Source organism: Pseudolactococcus plantarum (genome assembly GCF_002441715.1).
GTDB classification, from domain to species: Bacteria; Bacillota; Bacilli; order Lactobacillales; family Streptococcaceae; genus Pseudolactococcus; species Pseudolactococcus plantarum.
The window spans coordinates 151,884-170,124 of record NZ_JXJX01000001.1 but is presented as its reverse complement, the minus strand read 5'-3'; the positions used below and the strand labels follow the sequence as shown (position 1 = coordinate 170,124).

The window sequence follows — 18,241 nt, the reverse complement described above, 5'->3', positions numbered from 1 at the left end:
CACTACATCGCAATATACGGATAAAAACAATTACAACACTTATGATCATAAGAGATAAACATAAACGATAAGTGACGAAAAAAAGACCGCTTACCCAAGCAGTCTTTTAGTCATAAGTTAATTTAATTTGATACCATGCGCTACATCAGCGTGATAAATATAAGCGCGTGTCATTGGTAAATTTTTACATGAAGCACCTTTTGTCAAAAGATATTGCATTACATCAATATTTCCTGACTCAAATGATGCTGCACAAGATTGTAGATATAAGTCCCACATTCTGTAAAAACGCATGCCGTAAGTGCCGACCACATCTTCTTTTACCTTGTGGAAATTCTCTGTCCAGATCTCTAACGTACGTTGATAATGACGACGTAGTGGTTCAAGATCATCTAATTGCATTGGTGTATGAAGAATATGGGTGATATTTTCTGCAACATTTGGAATATACCCACCTGGGAAGATATATTTATTAATCCATGCATCCACACCAGCACCATCGTGCTGTCCAGTGATACCATGAATCAACGCTGTCCCTTCATCAGTTAAGCGGTTGCTAACTTGTTCAAAATATTCTTGCAAGTTTTCTTTACCAACATGCTCAAACATGCCGACAGAAGTCACATGATCATAAGTTTGTACCAGCTCACGATAGTCTTTTAAATAAACATGAACTCGGCCTTCTAAACCTTCTGCTTTTATTTTAGCTGTTACAAAGTCATATTGTTCTTGACTAAGTGTCACACCAGTCGCTTCAAGATCATACTCTTTTGCAGCAGTGAAGATCAAAGTTCCCCAGCCACAGCCAATGTCCAACAAAGTTTCATCTGGTTTAGCATGTAGTTTATTGATAATATGACGCACTTTATTCCATTGTGCATCTTCTAAAGAATCCTGTTCACTAGCAAAATAAGCACATGAATAAGTCATCGTTGGATCTAACCACATCTTATAAAACTCATTCCCGATATCATAATGACTTTGCACATCTGCTTTACTAGCTTTTTCAGAATGTGACCGTTTTGGAATGAACTTTGAAAACTTAGAATTGTTCATAAAGCTATCTTTAGATTGATAAATGACTGTGATTAATTGTTGTAAATCTCCAGTAATTTCGATTTTACCGTCCATGTAAGCCTCACCAAACGTGAGTGATGCATGAGCCATAATATCTTTGATTGGGATGATTTCATTTAATTTGATTTTGGCAATCGGTGTTCCTTCACCATAACTTACCTCTTCACCATCCCAGAATTCAACGTCGATTGGGGCGTCAAAACTCGCTTTAAAAATTTGTTTGTATATCGTTTTGTCTAACATCTTTCCCCCCCTTAAGTACAATTTGTATTTTAGACAAAATATTTTGTAATGTCAATTATTTACAGCGAAAGTTTGATTATTTTAAAAATTTCCCATGTTTTTTTCATATTCAAAGCCGATATATGAATCAGCCTAATGGCTTAAACTCACACTGTTAAGGACTGCTGATAGAGACGTTTCTTGTGTATCGTTTAGTATGATGAGTCTCGTGAAACTTTAGCAAAAAGCGTAACAAACAAAATTGTTTGTTACGCTTTTCTTATCCTTGACCATAATAGGCATGCTTACCATGTTTTCTGAAATAATGCTTATCTAATAAGTAATTTGGCAGTACATCTCGATGATCATTTAACATCTCAGTAAATAAAGCCATATGGGCGACTTCATCTAGTACGATTGCATTTTCAACAGCTTTTTCAACTGTCACACCCCAAGTAAATGGGCCATGTCCGATCGTTAAGATACCTGGGACTGCAAGCGGATCAATCTGATCATTTATAAATCTCTCCACAATTACCTTCCCCGTATCTCGCTCATAGGCTGTGACAACTTCATCTTCTGTCAGTTGACGGGTACAAGGGATTGGCCCATAAAACGTGTCAGCATGTGTGGTGCCATATGGCGGAATATCTCGACCAGATTGGGCCCACATTACCGCATACTTGGAATGTGTATGGACGATGCCGTTGACTCCTTTAAATTGCTGATAAAGATAGACATGTGTCGGTAAATCAGATGAGGGGTTTAAAGACCCTTCCTCCAAAAGATTGCCTGCTAAATCTGTCACAACCATTTGATCAGCTGTCATCGCTTCATATGGGACACCACTTGGTTTTATGACAATAATCCCAAGATCACGATTGATTTCGCTCGCATTGCCCCAAGTTAAGACAACTAGATTAGCTTTAGCCAAAGCAAGATTAGCTTGCCAAACCCGATATTTCATGTCAGTTAATACTTTTGAATCCACCTCATCTAATATTTTAAGCATAGCCAGCCTCCTTTAAAAATGGTAAGACAATCGCCTTTGCATTTTCTATTTCCACCTCTGGAGAAGGACTCGTCTCACTCCACATCTCCATTACAAAAGAACCAGAATAATTCAAACGTTTCAAAGTCTTTAAACAGCCCATAAAATCAACACAGCCTTCGCCAAACTTAACATTCTTAAATTTACCTTCAAAGTCTGATGTTACAGCCAGTGTATCTTTCAAATGAATCTGACTAATTTCTGAGATACCTTTTTCTAATTCATGACCAACATCATTTTCAGGCCATGCGGATAAATTACCCAGATCAGGGTAAACCTGTAAATAAGGGGACGGAATTTGTGATTTAATCGCTAAAAATTTAGAGATTGAATTAATAAAAGGATCATCCATAATCTCAATAGCTAATACGACACCTTTGTTTGCAGCAATCGCAACACATTTTGCTAAATTTTCAATGAACGTCTGCCGGCTTGCTATTGTTTTAGGCTCATAATAAACATCATAGCCCGCAAGTTGAATCGTACGAATGCCTAAATCACTTGCTAAATCAACAGCTTTTTTAAGTAGCTCAATAGCCATCTCTTGCTTTTTAATATCTGCCGATCCCAATGGATAGCGTCTATGAGCTGACAAACACATGGATAAAATCGGGATGTCTGTATCCATAATAGCAGACAAAATCTCCTGACGTTGTGCTTTTGTCCAGTCCAAACGCGCAATCCGTTCATCTGTTTCGTCTATTGATAACTCTATGAAATCAAATCCTAAGAGCTTGGTTAGTGCCAATCTCTCAGGCCATGAGATTGATTTAGGTAAAGCTTTTTCATAGATGCCTAACATCTTACGCCCCCCAAATTCTGTTTAACTCATTTAGAAATTCAGTCGCCGCTTGCTCTGGATTTTTTGCAGCTGTAATCCCACGTCCTGTGATAAATGTATATATAGACATCCCTTTAAATAACGCCAAAGTTTCAACAGTTAAGCCACCTGTAACAGAAACACGAAATCCCATATCAATCAATTTTTGAACTTTAGTCAAGTCTTTGTCACCCCAAGTTTCTCCTGCTAAAAGTGCATCTCGACTTTGATGATAGATAACTTGCGTAATACCTGCTGCTAACCAAAGTTCTGCTTGTTCATAAGTCCAATCCCCATAGAGTTCGACCTGTACGTCACTAATCTTTTCAGCTGCTGCTTTCATTGTAGGTATTGTTGCACAACAGATAACTGTCGTCCAATCTGCACCTGCTTTTTGAACATTTTCAGCTACAGTGCCTCCTGCATCAGCACATTTTGTATCTGCAACAATCGTTTTTCCCGGATACATGGCCCGAATACATTTCACAGCCTGATCACCTGCTTGCAAAATCAAAATCGTGCCGACTTCAATAATATCTACAATATCTCCAACAGCCTTAACAGCCTCAATCGCACTTGGTAAATCTGAATGATCCAAGGCAACTTGTAAATTTGGTCTTGTCATATCCTCTCCTAAACTCGTGAAATTAAATCTGTTTCGGTTTCAATTCGTTCTTGAATCTCTTTAGCGCTCATCACATTTTTCACACCAACTACAGTGACTCCCTTAGCTTTGGCACCGTCAAACATCTCTACGAAGTTTAGAGGGGTAAAAACCACATCATAATTTCCCGCTTGACCTTTTCCTTCTGAAATCGAGCAATGGTGAATATTGGTAATTTTAATCCCTAATGTCTTCATCGCATTCTCTACACTTCGCTTCATCATCAAACTTGTTCCAGATCCATTTGCACACGATACTAATACTCTCATACTATTACCCTCTTTTCTATTTTTTGTAACACTCATTCATTTACTTTACGTGCTGCATAAGCGTCATAATCCTCAACAACCAAGAAGTACCCTTCTGGATCTTTTCGATATTGTAATTGAGGAATGATCACTAAAATAGCGACGACCACAGCAATTCCAGCATAACCCAATACTTTCATAATCACTGTAAATCCTGGCCAAACCGTCGCCCAGTCAAACATACCAAGATAGCCACCATACTTAGATAAACCAACCCAGGAGGCGATTAAAGCAGACCCACTAACTTGAATCACACCTGAAAGAAATGGTAAGACACAAGCTGCCTTAATCCCCCCTCGGTTATTTGCATAAACAGCAAATGCTGCATTGTCAAAGAAGAGAGGGATAAAGCCTGCGATAATCACAACAGGTGATTTTAACAAAATTAATAACCCAATCATCAAGAACTGACCTAAGGCACCAAACAAGAAACCGACTGTCACTGCATTAGGTGAGCCGAATGCAAAGGTTGCGGCCACATCAATCCCAGGTACTGCACCCGGTAATAAAGTATTTGAAATACCAGTGAAACTCTCTGTTAACTCTGATACAAACGTTCTGACACCCAGTTGTAAGATAGCTAAGTTAACAGCAAACTGGAGCGATGTTGTCATGATATAGAAAAAGAAGTTTTGTGTTGAGGGAATAATTTTCTGATCTATAAAATAGCCTTTACCAAGCACTGTCATGATGATACCAAAGAACCCTAACATCAAGATAGCAGTTGCCACCATATTCTCATTAAACATAGATAGAAACCCAGGAAGCTCGATATCTTCAATTTTCTTAGACTTCTTAGATTTAAATTTTTCTGCGATAGCAGAGACAATCGCAATCCCAAACACTTGTTGATGCGCTACTGCAAATCCTGCACCTTCTGTTAATTCTTGTGTATAGCCAACAGTTAGGTTGGATCCCACTGCCCAGTACAAGCCTAAAATCAATCCCATTACAGCAAGGATTTCGATACGGCCTAAGTTTGGAAAACAAAACAAAATTAACCAAAAAGCAGTGGCTGCTTGTTGTACTTGTACGTTACCTGTTGTAAAAACGGCGCGCATCTTTGTATATTTTTGAAAACGAACTAAAATGATATTAGCGATAAAGGCAATGAGTAATAGAACCATGACATCGCCAAACGTACGACCAAAAGTTTTCATAATCCCAGCATCAATCGCATTTTGACCAAAGTAAGGATCAATAACGGTTGCATCTAAATTAAATCGATCTTTTAAACCAGACAAGATGGGGCGAAAATTATTAACTAACCCTCCCGATCCCACTGACAAAATAAAGTAACCAACAGTCGCTTTCAAAAATCCTGCTAAACACTCAAACCATGGTTTTTTTAATAAGATATAGCCAATTAAAACGATAAACCCTATAAAATATGCCGGCTGTGTTAAGATATTTTTTGCAAAAAAGTCCCATGCGACCATGATTGCATCAAAGATATTTCCCATGTTACGCTTCTCCTCAATGGGCTAGAGTATTTGATATGCCTAGCCCGAAATTACGCTTAAGTTTGAAGTAAATTTTCAAAATCAAGCATCGTCTCTATATTTTCAAGTGCTTCAATCACACCATCAGTCATTAGTAAGTCTGATAAATTGGCGATATTAGTCATATGTTCATCCGGATTTTTTGCAGCTAAGGTGAAAAATAATTTTGCTTGCTTTTCTTCATTTTCTGCTTCAAAATAGACCTTATCTTTAAACTTTGTAAAGGCAATAGCTGTCCCAAATACCCCATCACTTTTAGCAGTTGAGTGAGGCATTGCCACACCAGGTACTATCACAATATATGGTCCGTAAGTCTGCACAGCTGCAATAACCTCCTCAACGTAAGTATCATTTATGATTGATTTATCAATCAAGTTTTCACAAGATATGCGAATTGCGTCTTCCCAATTCTCAGGTTGCTTGTCACAAATGCTAACCAGATCATTGTCATGAAAATACCTCAACATGTCTGTTTTTGCCATACTGGTTACTCTCCTTTTTTATAAAAATGATGGGAATGGCGTATCATTATCAATTGCAAAAGCATCATCAAATCCACGGTCAAAATTAAACTCTAATCTATCTTTATCATCTGGAAAAGTAAATTTCCCACCTACTTGCCAAATATATGGTTTAAATTGATAATTCAAGCGATCTTTTTTAAATTTCCAAATTTCTGTAATTTCCTTAGGATCTGCCATAAAGTTTGCCCAGATATCATAGTGAACCGGAATGACTACTTTTGCATTTAAAGACTCTGCCATACGAAGCAAATCTACAGAGGTCACTTTATCCGTTATCCCACGTGGGTTTTCTCCATATGCGCCTAAACAAACATCTACTTTATGCTCATTTCCATGTTTGGCAAACATGTTAGAGTAATGGGAATCTCCTGCATGATAGATATTACCACCAGTAGTTTGGAAGAGATAGTTAACAGCTAATTCATTCATATCTTGAGGCATCTTACCTTTTAGAATAACTTCTGGATCAGGTTCAGTCACCAAAACTGTTCTATCAAATGCTTCAAGTGCAAGCAATGTCACATCACCGATTGCAACCTCATCTCCAGGGTGTACAACGATTGTTTTTTCTGCTGGCACACCCCATTTTAGCCAGATATTAACAACTTCTTGGGGACCAACAAATTTTGCCTCCGGGCAGTTACTGTGAACTGCTGCAGCTGTATTAATATCCAGATGATCTGAGTGAATATGTGTTACCACTAATGCATCAACATCTTTAATTTCAAATGGATCGATAACAAATGGTTGTGTCCGTAAGTTAGGTTGCTGTTTAAGTGCGCCACTCATACGCATCATTTGATGACCTTTTACCATCTTGCCACTACCATGTGTACGTTTTCCTGTACCACACCACAGATCACAAAGAATGTTCGTACCGCCTTCTGATTTCAGCCAAATACCAGTACACCCTAACCACCATAGTGAAACTGTTCCCGGTTTAACTACTGTAGCTTCAATTTCTTCGTTCAAGTAAGTCCCCCACTCAGGAAATGTTGAGAGAATCCATGATTCCTTTGTGACATCTGCAATTTTGTTTACCATTTTTTATGCCTCCATCTTAATTAAATAATCTTTAATTGCTTTACAAAATAATCATAACAAAAAAGAAAGCGGTTTCAAAGTAAGTTATATGATCGTTTTATCGTTTTATGATCATATGAGCCAATAAGTATGATTTATAGCTATTAAAGCTTTTGCAAATGCAGTATACTATATTTAAAAGATGATACGATTACTTTTATGCATACAAGATAATGAGGAGGCAGTATATGAAAAATGCTATCGTGAATGTTCAAGCAAGACAAAAAGCCTTGTTAACCGTACTGGAGGATGATCATCTGCATACTGTTAACGCATTGAGTCAGCGACTAAATGTATCTGAAACGACGATTAGAAGAGACTTGTCTAGTCTTGCTAGGATGGGCAAAGTTATCCGAAGTCATGGTAAAGCTAAAAGATTAAACACTGGCACTGTCATCGATAACTGCGACAATCAAAATATCGAAATACTTAAAGAGATTTTAGCTAAAACGGCTGCCTCTTTTGTCAAAGACGGACAAACCGTTTTTATCAACTCTTCTTCTGCTGCACTTGATGCAGTAAAATACCTCATCAACAAAAAAGTAACCATCATCACCAACAATGTCAAAGTGGCTGCACTTGATCATCATTCAGAATCCTCTGTCTTTCTCTCTGGTGGCGAAGTCCGTTTCCCTAAAGAAGCTTTGATTGGGCAAGCCGCACAGGCATTTTTTGAGACCATCCAAGCAGATATTGCCATTATTGGCTGCTATGGTATTTCGGTAACTCGTGGCTTAACAACGCCTGTTATCCATGAGGCGAAAATCAATGAAGTCATAGTCAAACAAACAAAGGGTATCGTAATTTGTATTGCTGACTATAGGAAAATAGGTGAATCTGCTAATTTTAAATCCTGCGATCTCACCTGTATTGATTATCTGATTACAGACACTTTTTCAGACCCTGAACGATTAAAACAAATTGAAGATTGTGGTGTTAACGTCATACAAATTCAAATTTAATCTCTACTTACGCCCTCTTTAGCAAATCATTTTAGCTCAATATCTTTTAAAGTATAGTACAATGGGATAAAGGAGATAAATAAATTATGACAGTATTGACATTAAAAAAAGCCGCAACAATGGTTGTAGCTTTGGGACTAACTATGAGCTTAACTGCTTGTGGTAATCAAGAGAAAGCTGACAAAACTAACACCAGTTCAGCATCAAAAGATACCGCAACTATTACATTGGATTTCGAAAATGATAAAAAAGTTGATGAAACAAAACAAGTAACCATCAGCAAAAACCAGACTTTACTAGAGGCATTAAAGGAAAACTTTAAAGTCGACGAAAAAGGCGGATTTATCACTTCAATAGATGGCAAAAAACAAGATGAAGCTGCTAAAAAATACTGGATGTTTGATATTAATGGTAAAATGGCAGATAAAGGGGCAGCTGATATTCAGCTCAAAAAAGGAGATAAAGTTGCTTTTTATCTCGGTAGTTTTTAACATAAAAAAAGCCGTATCGGCTTTTTTTTATGATTATTTTTCATCTCTTAAGCCACTATAGGCATAAGCTACTTTAATACACATATCCATGACAATTTTGTTTCTATCATGTTCTTGTAAAATACGTGCGGCCTCATCACTTTTTAACCCTAGCTGAGCCCAGAAAACATCAGCATCTGTCTTGATAAAGTCCCGTGCCACATCAGGTAAAAACTCCGAACGACGAAAAACATCTACAATATCGATATGTACTGGCACATCTTTAATACTAGCATATACTTTTTCACCTAGTATCTCTTGTCCAGCTAAACGAGGATTAACCGGAATAATTTGGTAGCCATCATCTTGTAGCGCTTTTGCAACCATAAAGCTGGTTGCATCTTCTCGATCCGATAAGCCTACGACTGCAATCGTTTTGGCTTGACGTAGATAATCTGTGATCACTGCTTTTGTCTCATTGTCAAATGTTGTTATCATGGTAACTCCTTATCTCGTAATATAAAGCTTACAGAACAGTTTTATTGTCATTAGTTAACAAACACACCAAGACTATATCACATCAGTGATATCATTTACTGGTAAGCGATATGATGCAGTACCCTCTTGATCTGAGTACCCCATCGTAATGATAAGCTCAGGTCTAAACCGCGATTCAATCGCAAGGACTTCTTTAGCTTTCGCCTTATCAAACCCTAGTATCATGTTCGTTTTCAAGCCTTTATCATGCGCTGCAAGTACAATATTTTGTGATACAAGACCGATATTTAAAGCCAGATAATCTGATAGTTCTGCATCAGAAAACTTCTCAAACATACCTGGCAGTCTAGATAATAACATCGCTTTAGCCTCATCAGGTAAAAAATCGTCCCCGATTGCTACCAAATCATGAACTCGTGCAGTCAAATCTGTATCTGAATACACGACAATCGTAGCTCCTGCGCCTTCATGTTGCGCAGCATTTTTTGCATGCATGGCAGTTGATAATGCATAGCGCTTTTCATCCGAGACAACAATGGCAAAATGCCAAGGCTGAATATTATGAGCTGAAGGTGCAAGCACAGCTTCTGATAAAATCGCTTTAACATCAGCAATCGTTAGTTTACGACCATCAAATTCAGTTACTTTATGACGGTTATGATTCAATGTTGAAAATTCCATTATCCCTTAATTCTCCTTAACACTTTATATAGTAAGTAAGCAAGTACACCCCCAACGGTGTTGGTTATCAAATCATCCACTTCAAATACACGATTAAAGTTGAATAGTAAATCTAACAGTGCTTGGGTGCTTTCGATTGTTAAACTCATCAAAAAACTGATTAACAAAATCTTTTTAAACTGTCGAACACTTGGTATTAGTAGACAGATTGCAAAGACCAGTGGTAAAAGCAAAAATACATTTGCAACATTTTGTAACACAATGACAACTAGGTCTTGTATACTTGGTATTTTACCAAGATGGACTAGTGTATTAAATGGTGTTAATATCGTTACAATCTGACCGAAATGTACGATCCCCGGTGTTTCTATCTGTTTGATACTGGGATAGATAGATTGGGGTAGAAAACACATCATACAGATAGCAATAGTGTAGCATACAGCACCTATTTTTACAATTTTTTGAAACGGTTGGGTTAGTTTTTCATTTTTATCAAATAATCGCATAATTTATTGTAACATAAAACACCAATCGACCTATTAAAGTCAACTAGTGTTTATGTTGATAGCTAGTTATCAGTTAAACTGTAACGGATTCAACCGCAGTTTTTGATGTCTTATCTTTTTTCATTGTCTTACTTCGTAATTGACCACATGCGGCATCAATATCAGTCCCATGTTCTTGTCTAATGACACAGTTTATGCCATTTTTCTTGAGAATATCATAGAATTTAAGGACATCCTCTTTTGATGAACGGCTATATTGATCGTGCTCACTAACTGGATTATAAGGAATCAGATTCACATAAGCTAACTTCTTCATATCTTTTAACAAGGTTGCCAACTCACGCGCATGTTCAGGTCTATCATTGACCCCACTGAGCATAATATATTCAAAGGTAACACGTCTATTTGTCTTGTCAAGATAATAATTAATCGCTTCAAACAAGGTTTCAATTGGAAATTGGCGGTTAATCCGCATAATACTCGTTCTTACCTCATTATTTGGGGCATGTAGCGATATTGCGAGATTAATCTGCAAGCCTGTCCCTGCAAATTCTTTGATTTTATGTGCCAACCCTGACGTTGACACTGTGATATGACGGGCACCAATAGCTAGTCCATGATCATCATTAACTGTTCTGATGAAATTAATCAGATTGTTATAATTGTCAAATGGTTCGCCAATCCCCATCACCACAATATGGCTGACGCGTTCATCAAGACCACGTTCATCGAAATACTTTTGTACTAACATAATCTGTGCTGTGATTTCACCAGCTGTCAGATCACGTTGTTTTTTAATCAAACCAGATGCACAAAATGTACAGCCGATATTACAGCCAACTTGTGTCGTCACACAAACTGACAAACCATATTTTTGGCGCATCAAAACAGTCTCGACCAACATATTATCTGGTAACTCAAATAAATACTTAACTGTACCGTCCTTAGACTCTTGCACCAAACGTTGTGTCAAGGGGTTGATCACAAACTGATCCTTTAATTTCTCGATAAAGTCTTTAGAGATATTTGTCATATCATCAAACGATGTGACACGCTTTTTATAAAGCCAATCCCAGATTTGTGTCGCACGAAATTTTTTGGCGCCATTTTCAATCGCCCACTCGATTAATTGGTCACGTGTTAAGCCATATATAGAGGGTTTCATTTGTTCTTTTTGAATAGTTTTAGTCATGTTAATAGTATAGCATGTAACCGCATAGCACCGCAATAGACAAAATGTCATACTGTGCTAATCATCTTTTAAATGATAAGCCATTAAATCATCAACTATATCCCATTTTTCGTACTTGCTTATACAAAAAGACATTGCCAAACATATTAGCAATATCTCAAAAATATGATATCAAATGGTTATGAGTACAACACAATATGCGCACTGCACTGATCACTTATTACGCGTTCTCACCACAAACGCCGGCCGTTTAGTGGTTGTTTTTTGTTTAAGCGCTTGTTTATCTTCTTGTTTGTCAAAAGATGGTCGTTTCGATGACGCTTTTTCTTTTTGATCAAATGTGCCTTTAGTTGCCTGACGTTGTTTTTGAGTACCTTGACGCTTGACAGATTTAGTCTGCTTTTGAGTCACTGCAGTTTTCTTGGTCTTACCTTTTTTGCTAGTCAATTCTATCGTCGCTATGTCAGGCGCATCTACTTCATAGACTTTTTCTGATAAAAAGGGTTCATTGCGTTTGATGTCTTTACTTCTCATCCGTTTCAAGACAAAAAATGCAGCTCCATAATTCATATATTCTTTAATATACTCTTCCAAGTGTGAAATTTTCAACTCATCAGCAATTTTTTTACGAGAACTTGAGAAAAACCCCTTAAGGCGTAGTTGTTCATGTCCCCAATCCCCGACAATATAATCATACTTTACAAAAATATCTGAATAACGTTGTGCTAACTTATCTTTATCAAAACCATCTTGATAATTATGAACGAGATGATACACTTTATCGCCAATTGTCACCACGTCATCTACAACAATGACACGCTCACCAGGAAATTTATTATAATTTTTCTCTTCTTCTGGAACTACTTTTGCCATATTTTGTTATTTCTTTCCTTGTTTTAAATACTGTAATTTTTACCATACCTGTTAAACTTCTGGATAACTATCCGTTCTCAAATAATCCGCGACGATTTCCCTCATAAATTTTGGAAACTGAATTTCTGCAGTGCCTGAAGCCTTCAAAATAGGAAAATAAGACGCAAATATATACTGATCTGGTACCAATACAGTATAATATACAGCTTCATCAATCACTTCGCCTTGATAAAAAAGTTGTCCTTGATGTTCAGATAACCCTACTGTAATGATATCACCAAAAACTTTTCCTCTAAAGCCCATTCCGACGATCTTCTGGGTTTTTAAGTAATTACCAACTTGGTGTAATTCTTGCATGATCTCTTTTAGTTCTCGACCTGTTACGGTTAATTTCACCATTCTGATACTGTGAGGTAAAATATCATGTAAGGCATCCATCGTAAGCACTTGCGGTATATCTTGAACGATCATCCCACTGTTCATAACAACTGTCGACACCTGATAATAAGCACCCAATATTTCAGCTACAACGTGTGCCGCAGTATAATCTGGCGCTTGATTGATGAACGGATGAGATAAATCGGTAATTTGTTGCGCTTGTAACAACTCATGTCCCTCCATCTCTAACCCGTCTATAACTGTTTTATCTGCAGGTAATGAAGGCAGGTGGCGAACTTCCTCAGCAATAATATCTGATTGAATACACTGGAAATGTTCATCAAAGATAAGTGTAATATCACCTACATGTTCACCGTAACGACCTGCTGCAGCTAGCATTGTCCCATCTATATATTTGCCATATTCGTAAATATGATGGGTATGCGATCCTAAAATCAAATCTAAATTAGTAAACTGCGATGCCGCTTGCTCATCAAAACGCCACCCTAAATGACTTAATAATATCGTAAAATCTGCTGTTGATGTTGACAACTGCTGTGCCAATATGTCTTGTGGATCTAAAATATCCCACCCCATGTGTGGATAGGCTAGAGGGTATGGTGCTGTCAAACCAAAAATATCGATGGTCATGCCAAAAGAGGTCATAACAGTTTTTTTCTCAATAGCCCAACTAGGCTGTTTGGCTTTATCTTTGAGATTCGCTAACACAACATCAAAATTAGCCGACTGATAAAGACTATCTAACCTCTCCTTAGGTAAGCCTAGCCCCTCGTTATTACCAATTGTTGCAGCAGTTAGCTGCAATTCATTCATTAAACTGATATTTGCCTGCCCATAAGTTGCTTCTGTCAAAGCATGGGAGCGGTCAACATTATCCCCAATATCAAAACGTAAGACATCAGTATAGCCAACAGCCTGATCAGTAAAAAAGCGTTTTATTTTTGGATAATTTTCGAAATGGGAGTGCAAATCGTTTAAATGTAAGATTTTTAACACATTTCCTTGATTAGTCATAGCATCATTATAGCACAGATCTATCCTTCTATGTTCCCTTATATCTTGTAATTCCCCCATTTGAAAGCCTTAAACAATCACTATATACTTTCATATACCTTGGTATTATCTCGTTAGACAGACTTATAGATTGGTTATCATCTTTCAAGATTTGATTCATGCTGTATTTTTTGGATGCAAACTTAAAAAAGACGACATCACCAGATTTTCTGTATAGCTGAGTCAACACATCAAAAAAGAAATTGAACTAGAAAAGGCCGGTTCAATTTCTTGATTAACTTATTTAACCTAGCAACAAAATCTTTTGAATAAAATTTTTGCCTGAATGCTTAGAGCAAGTTATCTATATTAATGCTTTATCTTAATATCTCAACCAGATCTTTTCGTGCAGCCATATTGGCTGGCGTGATCGAAAAGACTAGGCCAATCACGATTGTAATGATTAGCGTTAGAGAAATTGTAAATAAGTCAGGTGAGACTTTAAATGGTAAAAAGGCAGATACCAGCAGAGCAATTAAATACCCAATGATATAACCGATTACACCAGCAGATATCGTTAGCATTAGACCCTCAGCCAGGAATTGATTCCGGATGTCACGTCTTCTTGCACCAACACTACGACGAACCCCAATTTCTTGTGTCCGTTCAGAAACAGATGTATACATCATATTCATAACACCCACACCTGCAATAAAGAGAGAAATACCCGCTATAGCTGAAATAAAGTAAGTCAACATCTTCAAAACTTTGCCAATCCCGTCTGTTAACGAACTCATATCAAAAGTCGAATAGTCTCCAAAATTACGACTCACACCTACTGTTTCAAGTTTCTTGATGACTTTTTGTGCGATTTTACTTGGCTTATAATCACTCGCAACGGTGATTTTTATCTGCGTAGGATTCCCTTCATTATTAGTATAATACTGATAGGACTTTTTAGGAATCTTAACATCAGGGTTCATGTCAAATAGACCTGATGAACCACTTTCATAAATCCCAACAATCTGATACAACTCACCTTTTATCTCAATCCCTGTTCCTAATACCCTATCTTGGTTAGCATTAATATCTTTTGCTGTTTCTCGACTAATGATAGCGACTCTTTGGTGCGTTTCATTTTCCTCGGGCGTAATCGAGCGACCAATCACAACTCTTTCTTTATCAAATTTAACAAAGCCTAGATGTCTAGTTATCTTTTTTGCTGCTACCTGTAACTCAACCGTCAAAAAATCGTCATCTGATTTAACATAGTCGACTTTTTCCACGCCCTCAATGTCACGCACAACTCTCAAATCTTCATCAGAAAAATAACGCATTTTATTAGTACTGAATTGCTCATAGTCTGTCGGCGAATAGTTAATATTAACTGCTACATTTTTCTCATTAGAAGCTGTCAGATTTTTGATTGTATACGCTTCAAATCCGCGTCCTAATGACAAAATTGTAATCACACTAGCAATACCAATGACAATCCCGATCATTGTTAAAATACTTCGCCGCATATTTTGGCGAAGTGCTTGATAGGCATTTTTGATAATCGTAATCACATTCACATTATCACCTCACCATCAGCCACCTTAATCTCACGAGTACAATACGACATCAAATTGGCATCATGCGTGACTAAAATAATTGTCACACCACTAAGTTGATTTAATTCCGTAAATAATTGCATGATTTCAAGAGATGTCTTACTATCCAGTGCACCAGTTGGTTCATCTGCGATAATAAATTTAGGTGATTTGACAATCGCACGGGCAATGGCGACGCGCTGTCTTTGACCACCAGATAAAAGTTTGACAGACTGATTCACAAAATCAGCTAACCCAACTTTTTCTAAACTTTCCAAAACTAAACGCGTTTTTTCCTGATGAGAAACACCAGCGTACAACAAAGGCAGTTCGACATTTTGCCCAACTGTCATCTTTTCAATCAATCCAAAATTTTGAAAGACAAATCCAACATTTTCATTTCTGATTTTAGATAAATCATCATCTGTATATTGTTCGACTAATTTATCTTCAAAATAGTAGGTGCCCTTAAATTTCGTATCTAGAAAGCCTATTAGATTAACCAACGTGGACTTTCCAGACCCACTACGCCCCATAATGCCAACAAAATCACCCTCAGAAATGGTTAATGAGATAGCGTTTAAAACGGTAAATTCTTGTCTCGCGAGTGCATAGGTTTTTGTAATATTCTCAAGGCGTATCAACATAATCTGATGCCTCCTTGATGAGCTTATCACCTATCTTTAGACCAGAGATAACTTGTAAGCCACTAGTCGTTTCCTTAGTTTCAACGGCTACACGATCAAATTTTTTCCCATTTTTCAGGTAAACTTTTCCATTTTTAACAGCAGACTTAGGAATATAAAGTGTCTCGTTTTTTTTATGAATCTGAACTGTATAGCCATTTTGCAAGTGTTCATCTAAATTAACCTTAAACGCATACTGACTCGCTGCTGTTTCAGAGCTTGCTTTTTCTGGAACTGGCGAGATATAGGTAATTTTTCCTGTGATTTTTTTTGCTAAATCAATCGTTTCGACCGTTACCACATCGTTCACCTTGAGCTTATCGTAATCATATTCTGACACCTTACCATTAACGAGCGTATCACGACTAACAACACTAAGTAAAGGTGACGTTTCTGACTTGTTACCCATAATCACAAAACCGTCCGTTTTAGCAGTTACAGTAGCTGTTTGTTTTGCCTTTTGACCATCCAGTGCAGCCTTTGCTTGATCACGTGCTAGCACACTAGTAGTTATCGCACGTTGTGCAGCTTTCCAAGACTCATGATTCGTTTCAATCTGAGCATTAATGGCTTGTCTTTCGCTATCATCTTTCGACTTGTTAAAGTCATTACGCAGTTTAACATCTTTTTTCTCTGCCTCAGCTAAATCGGCTTGAGCATTTGCTAAATCGTTTTCAGCTCCTTTGATCGCAAACTCTTGGCTTGATAAATCATCAGTAGGTTTTGTATAGGTCAACAAAACATCGCCAGCCTTCACTTCCTGTCCATCTGAAACATTAACTTGAGAAAGTTCACCAAGGGCTGCATCATCTCTATAGTCTGTTGATGTTTTTGCGATCACACTACCTTTAAAAATATCATCTGCCTGAGCCTTTACGGTGTAAAGCGAATAATCTTTCGTCTTACTAGAATTTCCTTTAGGTAACACAGTTGATAAAACCACTATACCGATAATCATTATGCTAATAATGCTCGTTAATATAACAACTACCGGATGTTTCTTATACATTTTTTTCATTTCTAATCCTCAATCAACGCCTCTCTAACTTTATCGCTGTGCTGCTAGCAAATAAAAAATTTGATCCGCTAACTATAACAGCTCTTAGCATTATAATAGTATCATTGACCATATTTTTTTATTGCACGAAACACAACGATTAACTCAGGTAAATTAACTAAAAGTAGCAATATCAAAACAAACCATGCTTTGTAATGAACAGCACCCGAAATGGTTGCAATAAACAAAAATATCTCAATAAAACTTGGTAATGTTGCCTCTTTCTTATATAGCAATCGTTTCATCTCCTTTTTATTTATCATAAATAGACCTCAATAAAACCCGCGATAGCTAATAAAAAGAAGGTAACAGCCAACAGCAGACGAACATATGGCCAGTCATTAATTAAACTGCTAAATTTTTTTCCTTTCCTAAATTCCCTTATATTTTTAGCAATAGCTATACCTGCTAAAGCAACACAAACAAATGACAATAATTCAAATACGGTATAAGGTAACAGTAGTAATATTATTTGTTCTAGAGACAAACTGCCACTTGCTATTCCCATTGTGACACCGTTAAGAAATAAAATCACTAGACCTCCAACACCGAATGTCAGCGCCCCAATAGTTAAAATTAATAAAGCGACTCCTGCATTATGATTAAATATTTCATGGAATGCCATTTTTTTAAGAGCATGCGTTATCCCTACACCCGATAATTTAGTTATACATATGCCAACCACTAAGCCTATCATCGAAAGCGAAAAAGTTAGCCAAAAATCTTTTTTTACATCAGTTTTGTTTATCAAACACATCCTCCTTTATATTACGTGCGTTCTGTAAAAGAGTTTAATTATAACACAGATATTTCTTTTTTAAAAGTAACAATTGTAACAATACTACATACAAATTTTCACAAAGAATGCTCTTCATACCCCAAGTACATTCATAGATTTTGATAATAAAACGTAGCTTAATATTATAAAAGAAATGCAATACTTGAATTTTAAAATGAAACAGTCAACACAAATGTGGTCTTTTTATAATTACGATACATATCATAAAAGTAACTACTGAGCATCGCGAAACTAGCAACATCTTCATATTTTAAATGACTTGATCAAGATAATTTAAAATAT

The 18,241-nt window shown here is 36.9% G+C and carries 21 protein-coding genes; 2 read left to right on the top strand and 19 right to left on the bottom strand.

Going from position 1 to position 18,241, the window contains the following annotated elements; genetic code table 11:
- Window positions 1–117: 117 nt before the first annotated feature.
- From RU87_RS00850 to ulaG, 8 genes are all read right to left on the bottom strand, one after another.
- A complete protein-coding gene (locus RU87_RS00850) occupies window positions 118–1,320 on the bottom strand; it encodes an SAM-dependent methyltransferase (protein ID WP_068159591.1) in 1,203 nt (400 codons plus the stop codon).
- 259 nt (window positions 1,321–1,579) lie between these two features.
- Window positions 1,580–2,311, bottom strand: a complete 732-nt coding sequence (araD, locus tag RU87_RS00845) for an L-ribulose-5-phosphate 4-epimerase AraD (RefSeq protein ID WP_068159593.1) — start codon at window positions 2,309–2,311, stop codon at window positions 1,580–1,582.
- A complete protein-coding gene (locus RU87_RS00840) occupies window positions 2,304–3,152 on the bottom strand; it encodes an L-ribulose-5-phosphate 3-epimerase (protein WP_068159598.1) in 849 nt (282 codons plus the stop codon). The genes araD and RU87_RS00840 overlap by 8 nt, the downstream gene beginning before the upstream one ends.
- 1 nt (window position 3,153) lies before the next feature.
- Complete coding sequence (locus RU87_RS00835; RefSeq protein ID WP_068159603.1) at window positions 3,154–3,795, bottom strand: 3-keto-L-gulonate-6-phosphate decarboxylase UlaD; 642 nt, start codon at window positions 3,793–3,795, stop codon at window positions 3,154–3,156.
- Between the two features lie 8 nt (window positions 3,796–3,803).
- Window positions 3,804–4,103: a PTS sugar transporter subunit IIB gene (locus RU87_RS00830; RefSeq protein WP_068160086.1), complete on the bottom strand. Its 300-nt coding sequence runs from the start codon at window positions 4,101–4,103 to the stop codon at window positions 3,804–3,806.
- A gap of 32 nt (window positions 4,104–4,135) precedes the next feature.
- Complete coding sequence (gene ulaA, locus RU87_RS00825; protein WP_425268470.1) at window positions 4,136–5,605, bottom strand: PTS ascorbate transporter subunit IIC; 1,470 nt, start codon at window positions 5,603–5,605, stop codon at window positions 4,136–4,138.
- 56 nt (window positions 5,606–5,661) lie between these two features.
- Entirely contained in the window at window positions 5,662–6,111 is a 450-nt protein-coding gene (locus RU87_RS00820; RefSeq protein ID WP_068160092.1) for a PTS sugar transporter subunit IIA, read from the bottom strand.
- Window positions 6,112–6,144: 33 nt separating this feature from the next.
- Window positions 6,145–7,212 (bottom strand): L-ascorbate 6-phosphate lactonase, encoded by a 1,068-nt coding sequence (gene ulaG, locus RU87_RS00815; RefSeq protein WP_096835782.1) that lies wholly within the window; start codon window positions 7,210–7,212, stop codon window positions 6,145–6,147.
- 227 nt (window positions 7,213–7,439) lie between these two features.
- Between ulaG and RU87_RS00810 the strand changes: the two genes are divergently transcribed.
- Together RU87_RS00810 and RU87_RS00805 are read left to right on the top strand one after the other, a co-directional pair.
- Window positions 7,440–8,213 carry a DeoR/GlpR family DNA-binding transcription regulator gene (locus RU87_RS00810; RefSeq protein ID WP_068159629.1) on the top strand — a complete coding sequence of 258 codons (774 nt, stop codon included), beginning with the start codon at window positions 7,440–7,442 and terminating at the stop codon, window positions 8,211–8,213.
- An 86-nt stretch (window positions 8,214–8,299) separates the two neighbouring features.
- Complete coding sequence (locus RU87_RS00805; protein WP_068159631.1) at window positions 8,300–8,704, top strand: DUF4430 domain-containing protein; 405 nt, start codon at window positions 8,300–8,302, stop codon at window positions 8,702–8,704.
- 33 nt (window positions 8,705–8,737) lie between these two features.
- Here RU87_RS00805 and RU87_RS00800 read toward each other — a convergent pair whose 3' ends face one another.
- The 11 genes from RU87_RS00800 to RU87_RS00750 all read right to left on the bottom strand — a co-directional run bounded on the left by RU87_RS00800 (window position 8,738) and on the right by RU87_RS00750 (window position 17,911).
- A complete protein-coding gene (locus RU87_RS00800) occupies window positions 8,738–9,181 on the bottom strand; it encodes a CoA-binding protein (RefSeq protein WP_068159634.1) in 444 nt (147 codons plus the stop codon).
- A gap of 72 nt (window positions 9,182–9,253) precedes the next feature.
- On the bottom strand, window positions 9,254–9,862 hold the full coding sequence (locus RU87_RS00795) for a nitroreductase family protein (protein ID WP_068159637.1): 609 nt from the start codon (window positions 9,860–9,862) through the stop codon (window positions 9,254–9,256).
- Window positions 9,862–10,368: a VanZ family protein gene (locus tag RU87_RS00790; protein ID WP_068159640.1), complete on the bottom strand. Its 507-nt coding sequence runs from the start codon at window positions 10,366–10,368 to the stop codon at window positions 9,862–9,864. The genes RU87_RS00795 and RU87_RS00790 overlap by 1 nt, the downstream gene beginning before the upstream one ends.
- 73 nt (window positions 10,369–10,441) lie before the next feature.
- Window positions 10,442–11,560, bottom strand: a complete 1,119-nt coding sequence (rlmN, locus tag RU87_RS00785; RefSeq protein WP_068159643.1) for a dual-specificity RNA methyltransferase RlmN — start codon at window positions 11,558–11,560, stop codon at window positions 10,442–10,444.
- 213 nt (window positions 11,561–11,773) lie between these two features.
- On the bottom strand, window positions 11,774–12,433 hold the full coding sequence (locus RU87_RS00780; RefSeq protein ID WP_068159646.1) for a YutD family protein: 660 nt from the start codon (window positions 12,431–12,433) through the stop codon (window positions 11,774–11,776).
- Between the two features lie 51 nt (window positions 12,434–12,484).
- Window positions 12,485–13,846 carry a bifunctional metallophosphatase/5'-nucleotidase gene (locus RU87_RS00775; protein ID WP_068159648.1) on the bottom strand — a complete coding sequence of 454 codons (1,362 nt, stop codon included), beginning with the start codon at window positions 13,844–13,846 and terminating at the stop codon, window positions 12,485–12,487.
- A 356-nt stretch (window positions 13,847–14,202) separates the two neighbouring features.
- Window positions 14,203–15,399 carry an ABC transporter permease gene (locus tag RU87_RS00770; protein WP_068159653.1) on the bottom strand — a complete coding sequence of 399 codons (1,197 nt, stop codon included), beginning with the start codon at window positions 15,397–15,399 and terminating at the stop codon, window positions 14,203–14,205.
- A complete protein-coding gene (locus tag RU87_RS00765) occupies window positions 15,396–16,061 on the bottom strand; it encodes an ABC transporter ATP-binding protein (RefSeq protein WP_068160094.1) in 666 nt (221 codons plus the stop codon). Before RU87_RS00765 ends, RU87_RS00770 begins: the two co-directional genes overlap by 4 nt.
- Window positions 16,048–17,121 (bottom strand): efflux RND transporter periplasmic adaptor subunit, encoded by a 1,074-nt coding sequence (locus RU87_RS00760; protein ID WP_068159656.1) that lies wholly within the window; start codon window positions 17,119–17,121, stop codon window positions 16,048–16,050. The genes RU87_RS00765 and RU87_RS00760 overlap by 14 nt, the downstream gene beginning before the upstream one ends.
- Window positions 17,122–17,222: 101 nt before the next feature.
- The gene (locus RU87_RS00755) at window positions 17,223–17,423 is read right to left on the bottom strand and encodes a hypothetical protein (RefSeq protein WP_096835780.1); all 201 of its coding nucleotides are present in this window, start codon (window positions 17,421–17,423) and stop codon (window positions 17,223–17,225) included.
- Window positions 17,420–17,911, bottom strand: a complete 492-nt coding sequence (locus tag RU87_RS00750; protein WP_068159663.1) for a stage II sporulation protein M — start codon at window positions 17,909–17,911, stop codon at window positions 17,420–17,422. Before RU87_RS00750 ends, RU87_RS00755 begins: the two co-directional genes overlap by 4 nt.
- Window positions 17,912–18,241 lie beyond the last annotated feature (330 nt).